The 19,967-nt window shown below is 41.9% G+C and carries 8 protein-coding genes; 2 read left to right on the top strand and 6 right to left on the bottom strand.

Annotated elements, in window-relative coordinates:
* Window positions 1-10 precede the first annotated feature (10 nt).
* Window positions 11-2,059, bottom strand: a complete 2,049-nt coding sequence (locus tag QXD64_05685) for a hypothetical protein (protein ID MEM3396806.1) — start codon at window positions 2,057-2,059, stop codon at window positions 11-13.
* 258 nt (window positions 2,060-2,317) lie between these two features.
* Between QXD64_05685 and QXD64_05680 the strand changes: the two genes are divergently transcribed.
* Window positions 2,318-6,367 carry a fibronectin type III domain-containing protein gene (locus tag QXD64_05680; protein ID MEM3396805.1) on the top strand — a complete coding sequence of 1,350 codons (4,050 nt, stop codon included), beginning with the start codon at window positions 2,318-2,320 and terminating at the stop codon, window positions 6,365-6,367.
* Window positions 6,360-9,236, top strand: coding sequence for a C25 family cysteine peptidase (locus QXD64_05675; GenBank protein ID MEM3396804.1), 2,877 nt, complete (start codon window positions 6,360-6,362; stop codon window positions 9,234-9,236). Before QXD64_05680 ends, QXD64_05675 begins: the two co-directional genes overlap by 8 nt.
* A 302-nt stretch (window positions 9,237-9,538) precedes the next feature.
* Here the strand turns inward: QXD64_05675 and QXD64_05670 are convergent, their stop codons facing one another.
* The 5 genes from QXD64_05670 to QXD64_05650 all read right to left on the bottom strand — a co-directional run bounded on the left by QXD64_05670 (window position 9,539) and on the right by QXD64_05650 (window position 19,962).
* Window positions 9,539-11,236: a hypothetical protein gene (locus QXD64_05670; protein MEM3396803.1), complete on the bottom strand. Its 1,698-nt coding sequence runs from the start codon at window positions 11,234-11,236 to the stop codon at window positions 9,539-9,541.
* Window positions 11,237-16,759 (bottom strand): kelch repeat-containing protein, encoded by a 5,523-nt coding sequence (locus QXD64_05665; protein MEM3396802.1) that lies wholly within the window; start codon window positions 16,757-16,759, stop codon window positions 11,237-11,239.
* A 371-nt stretch (window positions 16,760-17,130) separates the two neighbouring features.
* The gene (locus tag QXD64_05660; GenBank protein MEM3396801.1) at window positions 17,131-17,607 is read right to left on the bottom strand and encodes a PIN domain-containing protein; all 477 of its coding nucleotides are present in this window, start codon (window positions 17,605-17,607) and stop codon (window positions 17,131-17,133) included.
* Window position 17,608: 1 nt separating this feature from the next.
* Window positions 17,609-19,273 (bottom strand): FAD-binding protein, encoded by a 1,665-nt coding sequence (locus tag QXD64_05655; protein ID MEM3396800.1) that lies wholly within the window; start codon window positions 19,271-19,273, stop codon window positions 17,609-17,611.
* A complete protein-coding gene (locus QXD64_05650) occupies window positions 19,270-19,962 on the bottom strand; it encodes a 4Fe-4S dicluster domain-containing protein (protein MEM3396799.1) in 693 nt (230 codons plus the stop codon). The genes QXD64_05655 and QXD64_05650 overlap by 4 nt, the downstream gene beginning before the upstream one ends.
* Window positions 19,963-19,967: the final 5 nt, after the last annotated feature.

Below are 19,967 nucleotides of genomic sequence, written 5' to 3'. Positions count from 1 at the left end.
TTGTTTTTGGTTATGTAAATATCAGCAGTTTGTAGAGGAACGCAAAGATGATAATTTCTGAAAGGATAGTCAACGCAAACAATATGTGTCTCCTTGAAAATTTCTTGCTTGGTTTTAGTGGAAGTGGGACTTCTGGTGCAATAAGTATCCATTTTTTTGGAGTACCTATCGCCCATAAAGAAAATGTCTTTTTGCCCGTATCGGTATTATACTCAACAATACATTTTGTTACAGGGAATACATACGCTTTGTACTCCGTAGAAAGCACACTTCCAGAACTTCCTTTTATCCACTTCTCATGTCTCTCTTGAAGGTCTCTCAGAATTCTATTGATCTCCTGGCTTTTTTTACCTTCCTCCATCTGAACTGAGGAAATATCATTAAAATTATCCCAGCGGATTTCTATTTTATCGCTGGGCAGATGCGTGTTGAAATTCATGATATCAGTACAATCCCATATCTTTACGCGGAGCTCTCTCAACTTTCCCTGTCTGTCGCAACGCCCGCAACCGAGCATGCCACTTCCATTACATGTTTCGCACACTCCAATATTTCCCTTACCCCCACATAAACCGCAGGTACGTGTTACATACTCTGTGCGCTTTATTTTAAGCGGTTGTATTTCGTATTTTAGGTACCCTGGTGTCCCAGAGGATGCATAGTGTGATATATTTACTTTTGTCTCCACCCCTGAAGGATGCTTTATTTTCCTCTCCTCAGTCCACCACCCACCTACAGGCCCATGCGTTACGCCACTACTACTGGAACTCGGCCCTATTTCTTTCTCTACTACAAATTTTTCTAGGAAATATCCTCTTCCATCACACTTTGGACACTTTATTACACCTGTCCCAGAGCATCTATAGCATTTAACTTTACCCTTACCATTGCATTCTGGACATCCAATTTCTCTCTGAGAATAGGGAAAAATTTTCCTGTCATTTATGAACAACCCTTTTGGTGGTGATTCTGGTTTTTTGATTTCATTTTCCTTATAAAGTGTATATGGCTCCTTTAGCGTCTGTATTATTTTATCATCATAGAAACTTTCAACCTCCTTCCGCCCAATAGATGCTCCGCCATAATTTTTGTTCTCTTTGATGCATCTAAATGATTGGAGCATGTTTTTACTGCCCTCGAGGAAGTACTGGGCATTTTTTTCCGACTCTAGATTTTTTATCCATTTTTCAAACATTTCATTCCATTTTTTAAACACAAGATTACGATCGACATGCTGAAGAGCTTTGGCCTCTGAGGAAGGGTCTTCATGTTTTGCAAAAATCTTCTCTATTTTTTCCGCTTTAAACCGTTTCTGTGGAATAACTGTAGAAACATACCATGAGTTTGCAGTAATCTCTAACACTATCGGTGCAATAATTGATAATACTATGGATTTAACGAAAACATCAACTGCCAGAAATTTATCCCATTCAAACGAACCTGTGAAATAAAAAAATAAGTAGAAACCAGTAATAACTAACAAGGATGTACCAAAAACCGCACCACGAGGCTTACTAACTTTTTTCCTTACGAGATTAAATATGCTATAAACAATAAGTGCAATTCCAAGTATTATTACTGGCACTGCTACAATAATACATATATTCTGTTCAAGAGATGTCGCTTTTTCAACAGTTACCGCCCAGTATCCATAGTCCCAGTAATATACCGCAACAAAATAAACCTGAGTGCCTTCTGGGACATCCCTTATTACAATCCCTTCAAATTCTACAATTCCCTCAGAGTTCGTAGTCCCGTTTGGAATGTCTGTAGGTTGCAGATGTGAATCCTTCAGTATGTATACACCAACCGTAGCGTTGGGCACTGGTTTTCCATATGCATCTTTCACGACCACTGTAACATCTACTGGTCTTCCCTCCTTTATTTTATCAACAGAGACACTAACTTTTAGTGTAGGGTTCTGATAGGAGGCAGAAATTGTGTTTTCATGCTCGTTGTTGATGCTCTCGCTATTTACCACAAAGGATATTGCACAGATAAGGAAACTTATCATCCAGACCGCAACAAGCAATTCTGATTTCAACCTTGTTCCCTTCATGCATATGTCCCTCCACCAGATCTGGTAGTAAAGTACTTAGCACCTTTGCCACACCGTAAAGACACATTTTAGGTGACCTCATATAACACAATATATCCAGATATATTAAACTTCCCAACAGAAGATGTTGTATAGATTCTTTATCAGTCCAGTGAACTGAAAAAGCCCAGCGCAAATGCCGATGGGCTTCGTTGATGAATAGTTTTATTGTAAAAATTTTATACAAAATTATTAATATTTAGAAACCTATATCTTGTTATGTCTAAGAAAGGCATTCGTGAGATTGTTGCATGCTTTGTGTGTATATGTTTTCTTGCGAATATACCTGCTGCTGGGCTTCAATCCACATTGAACTTAGAAAATGAACATAAGAATGCAAATACTGCATCTATTGCAGATGCTGGTGGAATTGAGTTATACCTCTATTATGCAGGTAGCAACATTGTAGATCTGGGCTGGCAGGATGGTTTTTACATGGCCGGCAACTGTACCTATACTCTCACAAAAAACAATGTTACCATTCTAACCTTTACTTCTTCAACATACATACGAGAGTATCAGGATTCCGCTGTCTCTAAAGGAAACAACTATACCTACCAAATTTCAAAAACAAACGGGACAGCAACTGTGGTTAGCAATCCAATAAGCGTACTGATTGGAAGAGTTGGCGGATTTTATATGAGATGCAACGATGTATGGACCAAGGCATTGAGCCCCTATGTTATCACAGATGAATACGATGATGCTGGACTGTATATTTTTGGCAATCTCGTAATAGAGCCAGGTGTTGACATTTATTTTGAGTCAAAAAAACAGTCCCCAAAGGTCTTTGGGATTTTTGTATATGAATCTATAGATGGGAAAAACGGAACATTACGCGCTGTTGGAACAGAAAAATCACCAATCAATTTTTACGGGGCTATAAACTGCAGCGAAACCAGAAAGGGTACAATCCTAATAAGCCACAGATTCGTTGATGACCCGTCAATATCCCCGAGTAAATGTGTGCTTGATTACTGTAATTTTAGTGGAATTCATTGCATAGAGGCCTACAAAAACTCTCCAGTTATCTCTAACTGCAGAATTGAAAATTGCACTTACGGAATTATGTGTCTGCCAGATGCAGCTCCTGTGATTGAGAACAACATCATCTGCAACAATACCATTGGCATAAACTGTAATGAATCCACAGTTACCCCGCGCATAAAGAAAAATCTAATTTATTCCAACAAAGTCGCAGGTTTGACTGGACCACTGAGCGGTGCAGTAATAAATGCCACAGATAATTGGTGGGGAAACAACACAGGACCTAGACATTTTGTCCTGAACCCGAACGGCACTGGAGACAATGTAACTGGGAATGTGATTGTCTCACCCTGGTGGAATTACCCAGATCTTACCATAACAAATATCCAGGTCCTTCAGGTGATTGAAAATGCCCCTCTGGTTGCAGACAAACCCACTGCGGTCAGGGTGCAATTGGATTCAGCTGGAAGTGCCCTACCAGAAGTAGAAGTTGAACTTTTCGTAGATGGAGTGTCAGCAGGTATTGTAAAAAACAGTATAAAAGCGAGCAGAAAGGATTACAAGAATGTCGAACTCTGGCTATGCAAGGACACGTTTAATTTCTTGTTGGATGGACTTGCTGCAGGCACCCACAAGATAAAGGCCGTGGTCGACCCAAATAAGAAGATTCCGGAACTGGAGGAGAAGAACAACGAAATGGAGATTACAGTGGAAACCAAACCCACAAGAATGATAAGGGCCCTTTTCAAACCAGTTTACTTCCCACTTACTCCGTACCCTGTAGACATCTATCCATTCATGGATGAAGCCGTCAGCTTACTTAAAGATACATATCCAATTACTCCCAGCAATTATCGCACCAAGCTTATCCCTGCAGAGAGTTGGTGGACGATACCTGTCCCATTTGATGCAGATATTTTCGACACAAATTACATAGCAACCCAGTATATGAAAAAGTTGATAATCTACAATTTACAGAATGACCCCAACTATGACTTTTATGTTGCAGTGCTTTCAAAAGAGTATCTCGGTAGCATATCAGGTGCAAGTTTCGCAGGAAGGAGATGTGCACCACTTGTGAATGATGCTGTACCTTCTGCTCTCCCCCATGAAACTGCACATTATTATGGTCTCTGTTTAAACAGTTATATATTTTTCAGTGGAGAAGAGTATGATGTAAACCCACCGCTTGGCAACAAACTGGGAAACACCACAATATTCTCAGCTTCAAAAAATAAACTTGAATATGTATTTCCTGCAGGGACCTACACACCAGGCCCGGAAACATACTGCTTTATGGGTGCTGCTAATTCAAATGTTCGTTATAATAACTGGGTTGACCTTGATTGCTACAAGAAGCTCTTTAATGCCCTTCTTACTACCAACGAAAAGGCAGAACCTAAGCTCTTTGCTCAAACAGAGATGCTAATCCTGAGTGGTGCAGTCCACAAGAATGGAACACTGTATCTTGACCCATTCTACAAAACAACTGGAAATCCTGATGAGGTCAGCAATCCAGAGGACCCAGGCGACTACATTGTTGAGGCCTGTGCTTCCAACGGAACTGTTCTTGCAAATACAAGCTTCAAGGCCTATTTTCAGGGCAAAAAATGGTATTCTTTTCTGGTTGTGCTTCCATTCCCAAAGGGCTCTGAGAAACTCGTATTCAGATACAGAAACATAACCCTGAAAGAGATTGTTCCAAGTGCCAATAGCCCGGTGGTCAACATCAATTCGGTTCGTCAACTCACCAACGGTTCATTTGAAATCAAATGGAGTGCCAGCGATGCAGACGGCGACAAGATAAAGTATTCACTGCTTTACTCAAGCAATGGCGGAAATAACTGGGAGCCAGTTGCAGAGGAACTTGAAGAAACAAGCTACATTTTCAATCATTCTGATTATGCTGGTGGAGATAACTGTGTTTTCAGGGTGATAGCCACAGATGGCTTTAACGCAGGCAATTCAAATTCACAGCAGTTCTCAGTTTCCAAAAAACCACCAATCGTTAAAATCACCACACCGATAGATAAAGCATGTTTTCCAGCAGGCACTCAAATTGAACTCAGAGGTTATGCAACTGATGCAGAAGATGAGAACATCAACTCTCAATTTTTCAACTGGACATCAAAAGAAGAGGGCTTTTTGGGTGCAGGAAATGTGCTCACAATTTCGAATTTCAGTGGAGGCACTCATACAATTACTCTAACTGTCAATGATACTGATGGAAATAAAGCAAGCCAGACAATTACAATTTATGTGTTGAACGATACGCAACCACCTGTGATTACCGATGCAGAAATAAATCCGGAAACAACATATTCTGGCCATGAAATTCAATTTAGGGTAAATGCAACTGATAATGTGCGTATTCCTGATAACGGAATTACGGTTGAGTTAGACACCTACAAGTTTACTCTGGAATTCAACACCACCTCTGGTTTTTATGAGGGAAAAACAAAATACCAGCTTGCTCCCGGCACCTATTATGTCAACTTCACTGTTGTAGATGCTGCGGGTCTCTCTGCCTCAATCATAAAAAGATTGGACATTGTGCCAAACCATGCACCTGCCGTCTCACTCATCAGCCCACAAGAGGGGCAGCGTTTCGCATTGGGTGAAACAATAAGGTTTGAGGCAACCGCCACTGATGTGGAAGATGGTCATCTTGGTAATGTTTCCATAGTGTGGTTTTCAAGCATAGATGGAATAATAGGTTATGGAAGTGAATTCAATACTTCCGCTCTCTCTGAAGGTATGCACACACTACGCGTTCTAGCACGTGATGGTGGCGGTCTGACTGACCAGTGCGAAATAAACATTCAGATAACACAAAGTCATGTAGAAAAAATCAAGGGATTCAAAATCAACGAGGTGAAGGCAGATTCTGTCTCAATTTCCTGGCTTTTGAGTTCAATTCCAAATTTTCTTGAATACAGAATATACATTTCTCAGAGTCAGTTCACCAATGTTTCTGGTATGGCTCCATTTACTGTAATTTCTGAGAGAAATGCCACTTCCTGCGATTTGAAGGGTTTGCAGAAAGGCAAAACATACTATTTTGCAGTTACCGTCGCTGATACAAATGGAGTTGAGTGTTTAGAAGTGGAAACAATCTCTGCCCAGATACCGGAGGAACCAGAATCTCAGATTATTCCTTCACCTGGAGAATCGCAGTTCGCGTTCTGGTTCCTGGTTATTTCTGTGTGCGTGTTGATTAGCTCTGTTGGTTATGCTGTCTGGATTACGCAAAGGGCAAAGGGAGGGAAAAAAGATGAGTAGATACCAGATTTTTGCCACGGTAATTACCCTGTTGTTCATAATGCCTGTGATGACACTCAATGCACCCTTGAATAGGCTGGACACAAATGCACAATTAACCACCTACATAGGGGTTTCAGACACGGATTACAACGAACACTCCCAGAATGCACTGGCACCACAGTATGACCTGCTCATTATCGCTCCTTCTATGTTCAATTCAACACTTGCAGGACTTGTGGTCCATAAAAACTCTCTCGGCATAAACACAATTCTAGTTAATTTAGAGGACATCCCAGATTATCCAGAAGGCAGAGACCTCCAGGAAGACATGAAGCTCTTCATAAAGTATGGGAAGGAAAACCTGGGAATAAAGTATGTAATTTTAGGCGGAGATGCAGATGTGCTTCCACCCAGATACTGTTATTTGCCAGAGGTCTGGTCTCCTGTCTATCCCAATGAAAACAACTACACTCCCTGTGACCTGTATTATGCAGACCTGTACACCCAGAACGGTTCTTTCTGCTCCTGGGATGCAAATGGAAACAATGTGTTTGGAGAATTTGCTAATGCCACCTCCTGGACCCAATTCTGGTCAGATAGCGATCAAATTGACGGTGTTCCTGATGTAGCACTTGGTAGATTGCCTGCCGGCAATGTTACGGAAATGGCTTTGATTGTAAACAAGATCATAAATTACGAAGCAGTAAACCACACGCTAGAACCATGGTTCAACAACATCACTCTCATTGGTGGAAACACTTTTTCAGGAAACGGTTATGAGGGTGAAGAACATTGTGATTACATCTACAGAAGCTTCATGAATGGTTACCGAAAAATCACAGTTTATGAGGGGAGTGGCACATCAGATTCTCCATATTTTCTTAATCCAGAAAATGTTACTGCCGCCATAAACAATGGGAGCAAATTTGTAGCATTTGCATGTCATGGAAATTACAGTTATCTTGGCACACAGGAGGGCGGGATTCTACCTGTTTACAACTCTGAAGATATTGCAAATCTGACCAATAAAGAGAAATTGCCTGTAATTACCTTCTTTTCTTGCGATTCTGCGGGTTTTGACTGTGGAGTTAACTACTCTGGAGAGGATTGCATCGCAGAGCGGTTTTTGTTATGGGAAAACGGGGGTGCAATAGCAACAATTGGTTCAACCAGGGTAACCTGGGTATTGTCAGATGCAAACCTCGTGGACAGTCGTTTTTATGAGCAGTGCGCAAACGAAACTGGCTTGCTCGGCGATTGCTTTAGAGAAGCTATTGCAAATCTCTCTGACCTCTTCTACTACAGAAATTTTCCATCTAATGATACATACTTTCCACCCAATCCTTCTGTGTATGCTGTTCTTGTTGAGCATGTTCTTCTGGGTGACCCGACTCTTAATCTCGCTCCAAATCCAAAGATTCCCACCATAAGAATTGTTTCACCTTCAAGTGACAGAATAAATGGAAATACCACATGCCAGATTGTATGGGAAATAGAAAACGAAACGCCTAGCGCCACAGTGACAAGCTTGAGTGTATTCATAGAAGAGCTCCCCTATGTTCTTTTCAATGACCTTCCTTCCAATGTCACATCATACTACTGGTATGTCCCCTCACTTCAGCATCATAACGCATACTTCAGGGCATCAGTCCAGAATACGCTCACAGGTAAAATAACATACTACCAGAGTCCGAGATTTCTCATTGATTCCATCTCACCAGAATTACTTTTTGTTTCACCAGGAGACAAGGAAATGGGTGTTTCCCTCCTGCCAGACATTAATTTAGGTTTTTCGGAACCGATGAATACCTCTTCAGTGATAGATGCATTCTCACTTATAGCTGATGGAAACAAAGTGCCATGCAGCTTGGTGAGTTATTCAACCTCCAGCTTCATATTCAGGCCAGATGCGCAGATCAAGGAGGACACATGGTGTCATGTAACTGTCTCCACAATTGCAAGGGATACTTCAGTTCCTGGGCTTCATATTCAGTCCAATTATACCTGGAAATTCCGTACACTTGTGAACACAACAAATCCAGTTTATGTCCTGAGTTGCTCGCCCACTGGCTCGAGTGTCCCATTAAATTCAAACATAACCATTCACTTTTCTCAAAGAATGAACACAAGCTCAATACCTGACAGCATAGAGGTCTCTCCGTCCATTCCCTACAATGTGTTCTGGGATGAAAACGGTACGCTACTAACTCTTGACGCTCTTGCGAATTTCGCACCACTTACAAATTACACTGTGAGCGTAAAAGCATGGACGCTCAAAAGCCAGGATGGGAATTATCTCACAACAGATTTTTCATGGAATTTTACTACATCTTCCTCAGTGGACATCACACCGCCGTGCATCAGGCATATTCCAGTAACTCATAGCAAATACGGAGATGACATAAAGATTACTGCTTACATAACTGATGAGAGTGGTATTCTAACCGCCAAACTATATTATAAAAGCCAAACCCAGACGAACTGGTCAGTAATACTCATGTCCCTTGATGCAAATGGGAATTATTCTGCAGTTATTCCCGGAGATGCGGTCCCAGAAGAAGGAATAATGTATTTTATTGAGGCAATTGATTCCCTTTCAAATATGGCCCATGCTCCCTCCCAAGCCCCACAGAATTCTTGCATGGTCTATGTATACAAAACCACTAGCCAGCCACCAAGTCCTAACCCTGTTGCAGACGAGAAACTGCCATACTTCTACATCCTCTTGCTACTCATTTCCATTATTTCAGGTGCATTGATTGTCGGCTTTGCTTGGAAGAGAACGAAAAAGCCACAGCAGCCAAAAAAAGATGAGAAGAAAAAAGAGATGGGATCTGAAAAAATCCAAGAAGAACCTGAAACTGAAGAAAGTAAATTGGAGGAGTAATAAAGATTAGCACCAAAGGTGCGTTTTTACTCTTGTTTTGTGCATTGCAATGCAAGATTATAATAGAAGCGTACAGACGAATGTGTGAAAATGAGGGCTGGCGAATGGTGAGGTCACATAGGAAGGAGATGTGTCCCATGATACGGCAACGGACACACTGCGATTGCTTCTCATCTCCTACCGAAGGATTTTATATGCCACTCCCAAATAAAGATTTGTAATGGCTATTCTTTATGACCCGTGAGGAGATTGCGTTGATTGTGTAATTGGCTCGTACAAATTTGGTTCAAATATCACTATTTTCAGTATCTTTTTACCCCACTTTTCCTATTCCCTCTCACTTTTCGGAGCAGATAAATCCCAACAAAAAGTGTCACAATTGCTCCAACAGAGCAAATTGCCAGATCAAAATAGGAAAATTGTGATTCACTGCGCACTTCCAAAATCTTTACATAGAATGGAATAGAACTCAATGTTGTATTTGTCTCGTCGGTTGCTGAAAAATAGTAATGGATGATACCTGCTTTGTATGGAGAAATTAAAACCCCAAACTCATATTCTGTTGTGGTTGTTGATGGATAGGCAATTCGCTGGTACCACTCATGTTCATCAGCATATTTATAACACAGAACAAGGCGAGTGATGTTTCGCAGGGACGCCACTCGTGCAACAATGCTCAAGAAACTCTCATCTCGGTGATAGGTGGCAATTGGGAAAAAATCAAAGTAGCTTGCAGGTCTCATCAATGGATAATAATCAAGAGGAGTAAGATTAGCTATCGGGTCTACTGGAAGAGGTTTATCACCAATCCCGTTTCCATCATTGTCATAGACATCACAGATTTCTAGTAACTGAGGTGGCCAGTAGTTACCTTCGCAAGAATCATTGAAATAAATAGAATTTATTCCTGAAGACAAAAATGAGTGAATATCATAGTAAATGGAGTTAATTAGGATATTATTATGATGAATTCTAACATTTGTAGAATGCAATATTATTCCGAGATGGATATTATATAGGATTTCGGAACCACCGAACACATTATAGGAAATGTCCACATTATGCACATCCGCCAAATTAAAGATCGAACCATATTTTTCAAATTTATTATTGACGATTCGCACGTGTGAGGAACATCCAATATTAATCGGGTATTGTAAACTCCAATCAGATTTTAAGCCAGTAATGATAATATTTGTGCAATTTGCAATAATTAACTGCGACATATTATTCTCACATATGTAATAGTGTGATAAATTCTTTAAATACAGAATTGGTTTATCATTAATTGTATTTGAAGAATCTATGGAGTGCGTTGACCATGAATCCGCATGTTCTGGATCCAACTCTACACCCTTACTCATTATGTTATTGCGAAGTGTTATTTCGCTACAAGTCCCGAACCAAGCAAAATTTCCAATACTTACACTCTCATCTATAACATTCTCTATAGTTATTCTTCTGCAATTCTCACCTATACTAAAAATCGTGGTTACCACAGTGCCTTTAGCAAAAGTAATATTTTTTATTATTATGTTTGAGCATGCTCTCATTCCTATATAAACGGACCCAGATAACTTCTTAGAGAAAGGCATGCAATAAAGATTCTCAAAAGTTCCATTAGTGACATTTGTAAGCCAAATCGGTGTTGATTGCTGACTTGAAGGAAGATAATTCCCAATAATGCAATTCCTCACTATAAAATGTGCACTAGTGTTCTCTATTCTTATACACCAGTACTTTTCAAGAGCAGGAGAACTGCCACCTGAGATATTCCAACCCTCTATTATATAGGGATCTGAGTGGGTTCCTGACCCATTTACAACACCATTATATTTCGTAAAGTACCCGTCTCCTTTTATGTATATTGATGAATGGTCTTGGTATTTGAGATTTGGTGACGAAACACTTTCTTCCGCAGAGATTGGAACTTCAGCATTTAGAAAAATGGGAAGAATGAGGAAAAAAAATACAGAAAATAAAATTACCATCCGTGTCATTTACCACTCCCACCAAAGATAGAGATTGAAAAAAGAAGGGTAACAAACAGGATTAACACACACTTGCTGGCCATGCTCGTTTATATTGTGTGGATCATTGATATATCTTCCCACCTTGTTAATATAATCGTAGTAATAATATAAAGAATGTCTTGTATTCTGGTTATTATCTGGATGATATTGGTTAGAGATTCCACCCCCTTTCATTCCTTTTTCTAGAAACCACCACGAAAACACTGTCATATGATAGTACCAGGAATAGTACGCCTCTTGGGAAGTTTGTGATGCCCCGATAAATACCCTATTATCTGGATGAGTCTCCCATACATCATTTATTCCGTCGCTGTGGCATGTGATCATGAATGTTACGAGCTTTCCTTCGAAATCAGCTACCAAGCCTCTAAGGTTCTCATTTGTAATATAACTATTACCGCATTCCACGATGTATTTCTTCTCTTCGTAGTTATATCCTCCATGACATATGAACATCAGCAAAAACATGTCTGTTTGAAAGAGATGGTGTGCATATGTAGATATTCTGTTTGTTATTATGGTTTTGTCATGTCCAACACCAAAAATATCTACATCCCATCCAATATCCTCTAAATACACTTTCCAACTCACTCCATCGTTTTCAAGTACATTTACTTCATCAACGGTTGTTCCACCACAGACTATTACTGCTCTTCTGTTAGGTTCTGTTATAAGCGGGCTTTTCACAATAAATCCTTTACTGTTCATCTTCCAATCTTCGTTATCCCTAATGCCATCACAATCCGTATCGGTACCATCAATCCAGAGTATAGACGACGGGTCGTAGGGATATTCAATATTCGAGACACTGCAAATTAATGGTGGTCTCCCTCCTCCACCACCGCCACCCGTTGCTGCAATTAGTGGCTTCGTTTGATGTTCTTTCTCTTCTTTATCATTCCACCCATCATTGTCTGAATTAGGATTATCTGGTCGTGAATGAACATGTCCTGTTGCCCATCGCTCTGGTGTGCGAGAGATGCCATTCCAACTGTAAATAGTAATGTCCCACCCATGTAACTCTTCTCCATCTGTTAAGCCGTCTCCATCATAATCTGATATTGCCCCTATGCTTTCTTTTACCACTGTCTTTCCGTTTATTGTTGCAGACACAGAAAACTTATACTCTACATTTCTTGCTAACCCAACATTTTCTGGGATTTCATAACTTTGTATCTCTCCTGCCAATTCCACCTCCGTCTGGTAGATTACATTACTCCCTTCAATAACTCGGATTGCATATTGTGTCTTTCCGACAACTCCAGGCATCTCCCACCACACCCTTACCCCATTCTCATCTCTTGCTGGCTCGTAGTAGTCCTCTACTTGCAACACCGTGATTGCTGTTTCCGTTGTGAAACTGTGTGGCTGTTCTCTGCTACCATAACTGGCTGTGTATGTCTGACCATCTACCACTGTTGTTGCTACGATGTAGTAATCGTAGTCCTCTGCTGGATTTAGATGCTGCAAGACGACGGTGTGGTTCTTCGTGCTCTCTGCCTTGCTGGAGAGACTCCACCCATAGCCATCCCAATCTGGCTTGTAAACCTTCCACCAGAGCATTGTGTCTGTATTTATGTTCGTTTTCCAGGTAATGGTTGCACTGTTCTCTGTTGCACTCACAACCACATCATAAATATACAGGTCTGGTAACGGGAAAGTGCTATAGAAAGTCACAGTGTTTGCTGTGATTCTGTAGTTGTAGACCATGTTTTTCTGCAGTCCAGAGAATATTGGCGAGATGTGATGGGTTTTTTCAATGGCCGGATCTACTTCCGCAAATGTCCTGTCGTAACCACCATTCCACACCCTCACTGTGTTTTCCGCTGTTGGCACCGTCGTGTCCCACTCAAATCTCACTCCGTCTTGCAGAATGTCTACCACCACATTGGTTATGGAGAGAGAAATAATAAAGGTTTTGGAAGCTGTGCCAGAAGTGCCATCTTCTGCTGTGGCTTTAATTATAATTGTGTACTCCACATTCTGGGAAAGTCCAGAGAGGGAAAGTTCAGTATCCTCAAACAGTAACTTTGTTTCGTACTCACAATCTGTAGATGTGTATAGCCAGGCATGGATATCCTGGTATGCATGAGCACCCCAGTTAATATAGAATTCCACCGTTGCAGTGCTTATTGAAGTGATTTTCACCTGGTAAATCGTTACCTGCGGTCCTTCCATGCTCGCCATAATATCCATATTTGTTTCCTTCATTATGCCAATTGCTGTGACCTCACTGACCCAGATGCCCTCCGTCTTCGGCCTTATATCTTCTTTCATCTTCTTGACTGCTCCTCTTGTGTTCCCTGCTTCCAGCATGTTCGCAACTGCTTCATACTTATTATCCAGTGTATTCTTTTGCTGTGTTGCATTTCCGCTGAATGCAGTATCTGGCAATGCCAGAAGTGTCGTCTGAGCAGTTTCCACTTGCTCTGTTGCCTCAGGAACCCTATCTGCATACCTCACAATTCCCTCTGCGCTTTTCATAAGCAACCTTGGATTTCCGCTCAAATCCGTGCAGAGACCAATGGAAGTGTAGCCAGCGTATGGTGTGCCATCACTGTAATACCCATAAATCTCGCCTTCATGCACATCTGTCACTTTTTGCCATAATGCCACATTTCTTCCAAAGCTATCATACTTCAAATAGTTTACATTCCAGTAATAATTCTCATTGCTCAAATAAATCACATGCACATTCTTTCTTGTGTCCAATCCAATCTTTGGCTCTTTCGCATTCCCACATCCAAATGTGATTCGTTTCGTGTCCCAATTCTCGCCAGCATCCCTGCTGTATTTCATATAGAGCTGATAAAATCCAGTTTCATTGTCTGCATAAACAACCCAGATTTGTTTCCCGAAGGTAGCCACATCAAAACCATAGTAAGGACTGCCAGAAAGTGTGGCAATCTCCTTGCTCAGCATCCAGCTCTCAGTTTTCTCATAACACAGAATCCTGGAGGCCTTCATAAGCATCGTTTTCACACTGCAATATAGATTTCCATCCACAAATTTTGCCGTTCCTACTATTTTCTCATCACCGTAACCTAAGTTCACCCATGTCGGGCTTCCATCCAGCTCCCATACCCACTTTTTCAGACGAAAGTCATAATGCCACACCTCATTCCATTCATAAACTGCAAAACTATCAAATGCTGTCAGGAAGAAATGGAAATTCTGGAGCACAGGGCTGGAAACAGGGCTTTCCGAACGCAAAACAAATCTCACGCTGAATTCTGTGGTTTCTGTTGTGAAATTGTACACCTGCCCTTTTTCTATTCTCGCAAACTCGTTTTCATAACTCACTGTTGTAGAAATTGTGCCAGTGCCATACCAGTGTGGTGTAAATGTGATTGGAAACACCTGCCCTGCAAAATGATATTCGCAACTCCCTTCCTCATAGTACACATAAATTCTTTCCAGCACGCTCCATTTCACCGCACTCACAGAATAAACTGTAAAATTATCAAAATAGCCAGCACCGTAGGCATCTGCTGGATTGCCTTCAATGTCTCCAATCCTTATTTTGGCTGTAAGCACCTCTGGCCTGTAATACATCCCGCAATACACATTATCAAGAAATACATAGAAGTAAGGCACAGAATACACAACCCTGAGGTTATGCCATTGATTCCGCCAGATGTATGTGATAAATGAATAGTTGCCTGAACTATCCGCATACATCATGCTCCCGTACTCATCACTCCTCGAATAATTCCTCTCCACACCAATTCCCCAGTCCGCACCTTTCAACAACCAGAACATCTGGTTATCATAATAAGGCAACATGAAATCAATTGAGAATTCAAATTCTGCAATTCCAACTGGTGGCAAGAAGCTGGGTGATTCTGCGTAGCCATAGCCAGAGCGATTTGCCCTTGTGTCTATGTGCAATTTGCCTCTGGTGATTTCTACAACATTTGCTTCAGAGACATTCAAATACCAGCCATCAACACTCTCAAATCCAGTGGAATAAAGCATATTTCCTCGCCTGTAATCAACAATTTTGTAGTAATACACTGCATCCTTTGCACCAAATTCATCTACACCACCAAACAAATACACATCCACTCCCTCGCGAATTCTACAGGCATTCAAGCCAAAAACTGGCTCCTCAAGCACTCCCACAATCTTTGGTTCTTCCCATGGATAGCTCCAGGGTTGGAAATAGCATTCTATGATTTTATCTGTTATTCCATGTGGAGTCCTCCCACCAAATATGTAGAGCGTGTTTCCAGCCATGTAATAACCCATATCGGCAACACCAAATGGCAACGCTTTGCTTTCTATGTAACTCATCCCATCATGCATCCAGATTTTGTAAGTTTTGTTTACAAATTGCTCACCTGAAAGCCCTCCAAAAATGAAGAGGCAATCGCCGTTCATCACAGCACCCATGTGCGAATAATTGGTTGGAATTTCCCAGATTCTTGGTTTTACCTCAATGCTCATTGTATCAAATCTGAATCGCCAGAATTGGTCTATGCCACCAGGCAAAATCCAGACCGCATCAAATGGAATTATTGCAGAGCCCTGATGGACTGCTGCAGCACCAAATGCCATCGGTTGGGGGAGCTTGAGTGGGAGCATTTCTATTGTGTAGTTTTGAAGCCAGAAACGAACAATTCCATCTGTACAATTCCCGAGTTCGGTGCAACCACCTGCAATGTAAACCGCATCTCCGTATGCAAAAGCCACATGACCAAAAACAGGGTACGGGAGAAAGCCAACAACCTCAATTTTCATTGTTGATGTATCAAATCTGTAGATTTCTCTTTTACCATGGATGCCATCCTCTGTGCCACCAAAAATGTAAATGGAGTTGCAATAAGCAACTGTTTGGATATAGTAAAGTCCAGAGAGTAATGCAAGTGGATGTTTCGCCAGCATAATTCCATCACCACTTACCTCAGCGTTCTCCAGCAAGAACTGATTCTGATTTGGATACACAGAAAGCTCTGTAAGATTCTGTAAACCAATCCTTGCAGTTGCATAAGCAGTTTCTTCACTCTCAATCCCTGTGCAGTTCACATACACACTTGGATTAATCCCATAGCCAATGTATGCTGTTTGCCAGGAGTAGGTGGAGGTTTTGCTGTAATAAACATAGGCGGAGTAATTGGCAAGTGTGTAGGCAATGAGATGCCAGCAATTGCTTAATCCATAATCCAGCGCAATTACTGGTAAAGGAGAGTTAACTAAAACTATTTTGTTCAAATTCGTTGCACTTGTGAAATTTGCATAGCACAATGTGGTGTTATTCTCAACCCAGACCGCATGGTATTTGCTACCATCAGTTTTGATGACTGGCCCAGCTGTAACATTGCCAGAAAGTTGGAATGGCAATGACCATGCGACTGCTGGCTCTATGGAGTTCGCACCAGTTGTATTCTCAATGTTCCCATTTCCTGCCTTTGCACCCTCTGCATTCTCTCCCTGAGGAAGATGAATACACAGCACCAAAACGATTAATATTGGTAACAGTTTCTTCATAATTATAAGTAATGTTTTTTTTTTTTATATAAAGTTTTCGCTTGAGTTTGGCATTTTTTGTATCTCTTAATGAGTTTGCATGGCTTGTCTCAATCTGATTGTTCATGAAACTGCATCAAAAAATGTTGTAAGCGATTGAAAATCCACTTTTTGCTTGGCTTGATTTCAGTTGCGAAGTTGCAACTGTCTCAGTTGAATCCTTTGAAAACCTCTCTTCTATCCATTTTTTCTCTAAAATTGCTAGCCCTTAGAATTTTTTTTACGCACAGTAGAGGATGCGTGGTCGCATGAACATTGTCTAGTTCTAGGAGTAGCTAAAGTAGTCAGCATCGTGCTGTCTACCCAGATATCTTAATCACTCCTCACTTTTCTCATTTTTTTCTCCTTTTTGTTTTTACTTCAGCACCGCATATCGGGCATTCTTTCAGTGGCTCCTCGAACCTTCTTCTACATCCCATGCAAACATACTCCCACTGGAACTCCTCCTTTATACCCGCTTCTGCGATGGGTTGATACTCAATTCCCATGTGTTTCGCCACATTCTGAATGGAGTAATCGTCTGTGAGAATTGTGGCTTTTAAATCCAGAGCCAAAGCCAGCACATCTATGTCAGCATTGGAGAGTCGAAGCAAATCTCCTGTTTTGTTTGCCTCCTCTTTGATAATCTCCCTGCTCTCTTTATCTGGCCCGACGACAGTAATCAAGATTCCAACTAAATTCTCCAGTTTTCTCCTGTATTTCCCTCTACCCAACTCCTCTGCCACTGATGGAGGCACATAGATTTCAGCACCAGCTACAATATCCTTACCACAGAGCACCGCAGAGGCATCCAGCACATACTTCTTCATTTCACACAATTATGTCCAGCTGCCTGCTCAGCACTGCCTTGCCCCTATAATCCGGCAGAAGCATTGGAGACTTCAGCTCTGATTTTATTCCTGCTTCCTTCAATTCCTTCCTGTATTTCTTCACATGGCTCAGCGTCAGCTTGCCCTTGCTCCGCTTGTGCTTCACATACTTTGCAGCGGAAATGCCTGCAATCTTTCCGAAGACATTTACATCAAGCAACGAGTTACCCATCAACCTGTTCTTTCCGTGAATGCCACCTGCCACCTCACCACATGCAAACAAGCCCTTCACATCCGTCTCTGCATTCACATTTATGGCAACGCCACCGTTCTGGTAGTGAAGTGTTGGGAATGTGAGAATCGGGTCCTGGCTCATATCAATTCCAAAGCGTGCAAACATTCTGTGCATTGCCCCCAAACTCTTTACCACAGTGCCTTCGCCACGCAACAACTCAATAAGCGGTGAATCAAGCCAGACACCTCTGAGTCCCGTGGGTGTGACCACATAATTCTCAGTAGAATAGCATTCCTTGATTATGCTAGCGGCCTCTACATCTCTCGGCTCAAGCGGAAACACAAACTGTTTTCCAATCTTGTTTACCACTTGTGCACCGAGCCCACGAACTTTTTCAGTAATCAGCAGACCTACAATTGGCTCAGGATAAGCCGCACCTGTTGGATGGTATTGCACAGAGTCCATGTCCACAAGTTTTGCCCCTGCCCTGTAGGCGAGAATCAAGCCATCGCCAGTAGCCCCATAATGGTTTGTTGTGGGAAAGTTCATGATGTGTAATCTCCCAAAACCGCCTGTCGCAAGAATCACTGCTTTGGCTCTCACTACATAATACTGCTTTGTCTCCATGTTGAAAAGCACCGCACCAGTGACTTCTCCGTCCTCACCAGTGAGCAATTCTACTGCACTTGTAAACTCCAGCACCTTCATACCTAGGTTTCTAAACTCATCCCGCAAAACCCTCATTATCTCCATGCCTGTATAGTCCTTTGCAGAATGCATTCTGAAGCGGGATGTTCCACCTCCAGAAATCTCTATGAAGTTGCCGTTTGCATCCTTATCATACATAACTCCAAGGCTTTCATGCCATTTTATTATGTTCGGTGCCTCCAGCACGAGCTTTTCCACCAGGTCAGGATTGTTTGTGAAGTGGCCTCCACCAAGCACATCAAGGTAATGGATTGCGGGCGAGTCCTCAGGTCTATCTGCAGCTTGAATTCCACCCTGTGCCATCATTGTGTTTGCATCGCCATGGCGAAGCTTTGTACACATCAGAATGTTTTCCTTTGGCACACCAGAGTAATATGCCCAGAGGGCAGCAACCGTGCCCGCTCCACCACCACCGATTATGAGAATGTCCACATCAAAGTCCACATTTTTTAAATCCACATCGCTTTCATCAATCAATGGCTCAGCCTCAAGCAATCGCACGACTTCCTTCGGTGCCTTCTCCCCTTTGCTTGGTCCAATCTTAATTTCCACCTTTGCATCTGGTTTGTAATCAGGATGGAAACCCTTGAGCACCGCTTCCCTTTCTTCAAGTGTCAACCTGCGCATCACTTCCTTTGCCCTTGCCTCTCTTGTCTTCGCAACCATTTCTATTGATTCTCTCATGTATTCTGGATAACCCCTTATTAACTCCATATTTATCATTCCTCCTTCTCAGCATTCTTCTGCTGTTCCATATACTTCTTCTTCATTTCCTCAAGTGGCATGCTCTTCAATTTCTTAATCTCCTCCGCATATTTTCCCTCCTCAATTTCCTTGATTCTCTTCTCAAGATTTGGAGAGGGTTTTGCAAGGTATTTGCCATAGACCCTTCTTGCAAGCTGGGCGGCATGATAATGCACAATTTCTGCAGGACAGCGAGCAGCACACAAACCACACTGCACGCAGTCAAAGGAGAGCTCAGCGGCCTTCGCAATGTCTCCTCTCTTCATTGCCTGGATATAGTCCATCACCTTCAAATCCTGTGGGCAGGACTTTGTGCAGGTGTTGCAGGCAACACATCTCGCAACTTCGGGGTAATACTGGAGAATCAGGTTTGCTTTGGGAGTGAGTTTTTCAATTTCATAAATCGACTTGTTTGCTGGCACAAATGGAATCTCTGTGAGATACATACCATCTTCGGCAAGCGTCTGGCAGGCAAGGGCAACTCTGAGCTTGTATTCATTCGCCTTCCTGTAAACCGTCGCACAGGCACCACAGAACCCTGCTCTACAGCCCGCTCCACGAACTATCTTGTAGCCAGCATACTCAATTGCTTTCATTATCGTCAGGCCCTCTGGCACTTCATGCTCCTTTCCCATTATGTACACTTTTATTGTTTTTGCTTCTTCCATTCAAC

The sequence above is a fragment of the Thermoplasmata archaeon genome, assembly GCA_038874435.1.
Lineage (GTDB): Archaea > Thermoplasmatota > Thermoplasmata > Lutacidiplasmatales > SKW197 > SKW197.
The sequence above is the reverse complement of the archived record's forward strand: the minus strand, read 5'-3'. Positions and strand labels throughout refer to the sequence as shown.